The sequence below is a fragment of the Streptococcus sp. 1621 genome (assembly GCF_013276615.1).
Classification (GTDB): domain Bacteria; phylum Bacillota; class Bacilli; order Lactobacillales; family Streptococcaceae; genus Streptococcus.
Window position 1 is genome coordinate 1 of the sequence record NZ_VMLJ01000007.1, and the last position, 3965, is coordinate 3965.

At 35.9% G+C, this 3965-nt stretch carries 5 protein-coding genes; all 5 read left to right on the forward strand.

Features of this window, described 5'->3' with window-relative positions:
- Nucleotides 1–226 precede the first annotated feature (226 nt).
- The 5 genes from HT697_RS01625 (at nt 227) to HT697_RS01645 (ending at nt 3909) form a co-directional block, all read left to right on the forward strand.
- Nucleotides 227–511, forward strand: coding sequence for an antitoxin (locus tag HT697_RS01625; protein WP_173261850.1), 285 nt, complete (start codon nt 227–229; stop codon nt 509–511).
- Complete coding sequence (locus tag HT697_RS01630) at nt 501–821, forward strand: type II toxin-antitoxin system RelE/ParE family toxin (protein WP_173261853.1); 321 nt, start codon at nt 501–503, stop codon at nt 819–821. The genes HT697_RS01625 and HT697_RS01630 overlap by 11 nt, the downstream gene beginning before the upstream one ends.
- Nucleotides 822–910: 89 nt before the next feature.
- Entirely contained in the window at nt 911–2011 is a 1101-nt protein-coding gene (locus HT697_RS01635; protein WP_173261856.1) for a replication initiation factor domain-containing protein, read from the forward strand.
- Nucleotides 2012–2013: 2 nt separating this feature from the next.
- Nucleotides 2014–2295, forward strand: a complete 282-nt coding sequence (locus HT697_RS01640; protein ID WP_173261859.1) for a hypothetical protein — start codon at nt 2014–2016, stop codon at nt 2293–2295.
- Between the two features lie 693 nt (nt 2296–2988).
- Entirely contained in the window at nt 2989–3909 is a 921-nt protein-coding gene (locus HT697_RS01645; protein ID WP_173261863.1) for an integrase domain-containing protein, read from the forward strand.
- The last annotated feature ends 56 nt before the right edge of the window (nt 3910–3965 follow it).

The following is a 3965-nucleotide window of genomic DNA, read 5'->3' on the forward strand; positions in this document are numbered from 1 at the left end:
CAGAGCGGTTTATGCCGTGAAAGCGTCTTGTCTGCAAGCAGTAACAAAGTATGCTGGAACGTGCCGAGCCGAAGGCTTTAGCTTTCGGAACGGACACGGACAAAGTACGTCGTTACTGGTTTCTTGCTGACAAGATGACCATGGAATAAAAAGCGAGGGTTACAGTTGCAAAACCAGTTCTATTAGTGTAAAATACAAGTGTAAATAAAACGATAGGAGAAATGATATGAATACAGTAGCTTTGCGAAATGTATCTTTTAAAACAGAACCTGATATTGTTGATGAAGCAACGAAAGTTTTTAGAAAAAAAGGTTATAGCTTATCTAAGGGATTGAGTTTATTTTTGAAAACAGTAGCGGTGGAAGAAGATGTAAATTTACCCTCTGCTGATGATTTAGAAAAAGAAATGCTATTTAAAAAACTTCAAGCTGAAATAAATCAAAGTGTTGAAGATATGGAGAATGGAATCTATTTTACAAAAGAGGATTTAGTGAAAAGATATGGATTATAAAATTCAATACTCTCCGCAAAGTCGCGAAGACTTAGATAACATACTTGAATTCTTGGCAACCAATTCAGATATTGATGTGGCCAAAAGAGTTGTTTCTGAAATAATTGAAAAAATAGAGTCTCTTTCTTTTATGCCAGGAGGGTATAATTTTGATGAGAGGATAGAAAGAAAATTAAATAAGAAATATCCAACACAAGCTATTCTTTGTAAAAAGTACATTATTCTATTTCTGGTAAAAGAAGAAAGCCAAATAGTTTATATTACCCATGTGATTAGTTCAAAAAGTGATTATTTAAGGTTGTTAAAATAATTTTAGAAAGGTCAACAAAAAAAGAAAAAACCGAGCTGGAACTCGATTTTTTCAGAATGATATTTTTTCTTAGTTGAGATAATTATAGCATGAATAGAGATGAAAATCAATTATTGTTGCACAATAATTCTATATGTGTAACAAATGATGAAGTTGAAAAACGTGATTTAGGAGAGAGAAAAAAGGTCATCAATTCTCTCGATTTTCTAACCGCCCCTTCTAACAGGCGGTGGACTATGCAAACTTTGCACTTTTTAAATTTTAGCTTGTCTTGGTCTATAGATAGAATTACAATCGTGGGCTTTTTGAAAAAATTCAATTTCGACCATACCTTTTTTACTGAAGATGGCGAAATTATCTATACGAAAGGCGAAGATGTCACATTAGCTCAGGCAATGCCTTTACTCGCAAGAGAAGAAGCTGCACAGAAGGCTGGCGCAGGGTGGAGCCTAATAGATAAATACGGAGAAAATATAGCCTACGTTGAAATACTTCCTTTTTTAGACAAAGAAACTGGACGGGAAAAGGGACGGATAGACTTTAACCCTAACAAAATTCAGCACTTTTTAAAACTTAATTTAAAAGATTTTATCAAAACAATGTTTGAAAAACCTCATTTTTCTCGTGCCGACGTAGCGTGTGATATAGTCGATGTTCCTGACGATTACGTGAATCAGTATCGAATATCTGATGCAATCTCTTTTCGTCCTTATTTTGGGCAATCGGGCGATTTGGAGACGGCATACTGGGGCGCACGTTCATCAGAACGCCAAGTAAGGCTTTATAATAAGCGATTGGAGCAAATGAAGAAGAAGGAAGTTTTACCAGATGGTTTAGATTACTGGTGGCGCTTGGAGCTTCAGCTAAGAAGAAGTAAGGCTGATGAATGGGTTTCAATTGTTCATAATACTTTAAACTCCTTCTACTCTCCTAGATACATTCCGCTAGATATGAAAGCAACTGACAAAGTCATGCTGATGGGTCTGCATGCAGATCCTCAGCTGATGAGTCAGCTTGCGGTTCGTACACGGCAAAAGTACCGCAAGTTAGCTAAAGAAGTAGCTAAAAATGACGAGCTTACGCAACACTTAAAGGCGAGCTTTTCAGAGAGTATCGAAAATTTGGATAAAGAGCTAAACAACTGGCTAAACGGCATGACCGTTAATAGAACAGAGGAAAATGAGGTATAGAGATGGAACATAGACAAATTGCTGATGAAATTCATTTTTCACTAAAAGAATTGTTTGAAATCTGTGAAGAGGTAATCTATAAGGAGAGTAAATATAGAGAGGATGAATCTAGCAGAGGGGTATTGAGATTAGCGAAAGCCTTAATCATGTACACCTCCTACGCAGACGGAAATCATTTTGATGAAGAAGAACAGTTGTATGAGTTGGCAGATGAACATTTAAGTGATTTCTACGATAACAACGGCATTGAGCAATTATATGATATTGATGATGCTGAGTATTGAGAGAGTTTCGGCTCTCTCTTTTTTCATTCTGCAATGCGATAGCGCAGAATGATCGCACGCATTCGTGCGACAGGAACGACAGAAGAAACCCGCCCAAAGGGTTTCTGGAGGAGTGATAAATGTTTACCCGTTAGAGATTTTTCGAAGAAAAAACGACGGGTAAACATTTATCTACATAGTTTTTTTAAAATCTTAGTTTTTTTAATTTTGAATTTTTTTATTTTAAAAAAAATGGCATAATAGTATTAGAGAATATTGATTGATGTGGAGTAAGTAAAACTAAGAGGAAAAATAGAATTTTTTAAAAAATAAAAGAAGAAAAAAATTAAAATTGTAATTCTAAATTAAAAAGAAGAGGAAAAAAACGTAGCTAGCAAGCTAGGTTTTTTAGTTACCAAAAAAATAAGATTTAAAAAGGAAATTTGAAATTTAATTAAAGAAAAAAGAAGAAAGGAAAAAAGAAAAAGAAGAAAAAAGGACGTTTTTTATTCATACACCGATTTACGCAGATAGGACAAGATGAAACCTATATCATAGGAAACATGGCGTAGTTTTCAAAGTTGCCGATATTGTCATAGCATAGACAAGTTTATCAAAAAAGTTGCTAATGCCAGCTTCTAAGCTTGGCGGTCTAACCTGAACAGTCTTGTTTGAAAGGCGTAAAATCTCTAGTACAGTACAAGGAGGGTCAATATGACTAATACAGTTAAAAAAGGACGTTGGGCAAGAAAGAGACAAAAGCCTGAATATCGAGATGTAGGACGTTTACGACTACAGAAGATGTTTAAAGATGGTTTCGGTCGCAAGCGCTCGTTTGATAAATTTAACGGTAACGTTGATAATAAGATTTATAGTAAGTCAAGTTTTGAAACGTACAAAAAGCAATATCGTTATTTCTGCGATTATCTCAAAGAGAATAAGCCTGAGGTAAAAACTATGGATCAAGCACAAGCCTCTGTAGATGATTACTTAAATTATCTCATGATGAAAGACAGGTCGGCTTATTCTATATCAACGGCAAAAGCAGCGCTTGCCAAAGTTTTCGGAGTTCCAGCAACTCAGTTCATTGCTACACCTTCACGAACTCGTGCGAGTATCGTGAGGTCACGATACGAGGTAGCAAGGGACAAAGATTTTTCAAAAAAGACAGAGCAAAAATATGCCCGATTTACATCGGCACTAGGACTCAGGCGCTCAGAGATGGAAAACCTAGAGTCATCAGACCTCTTTTTCAAAGACGGTAAAGCCTTTCTTTCAGTGACAAAAGGAACTAAAGGAGGGCGACATCGTATAGCTGAAATTGTAGGCGTAACAGAAGAAGAAACAAAGGATATAGTGCGCTATATTCAGTCTAAAAAAGGGAGAGTTTTCCCAAAACTCCCATCACATTATGACAATCACAGATACAGGGCAGTTTATGCCAAGCGTATTTACGATAAGTATGCGAGACAAGAAAAAGATATACCTCGCTCAGAAAGGTATATCATGCGAAAAGAACGGGCTGGAGAGGTGTTTGATAAAGTGGCAATGAAAATTGCCAGTCAATCTCTTGGGCATAATAGGATTTCAGTGATAGCACAAAGCTATCTATATGATGATAAAAATGATAATTAGAAGAGTAAGATATTAGTGATAATCCCACCTAAAAAGGTGGGATTTTTTTGTGTAAG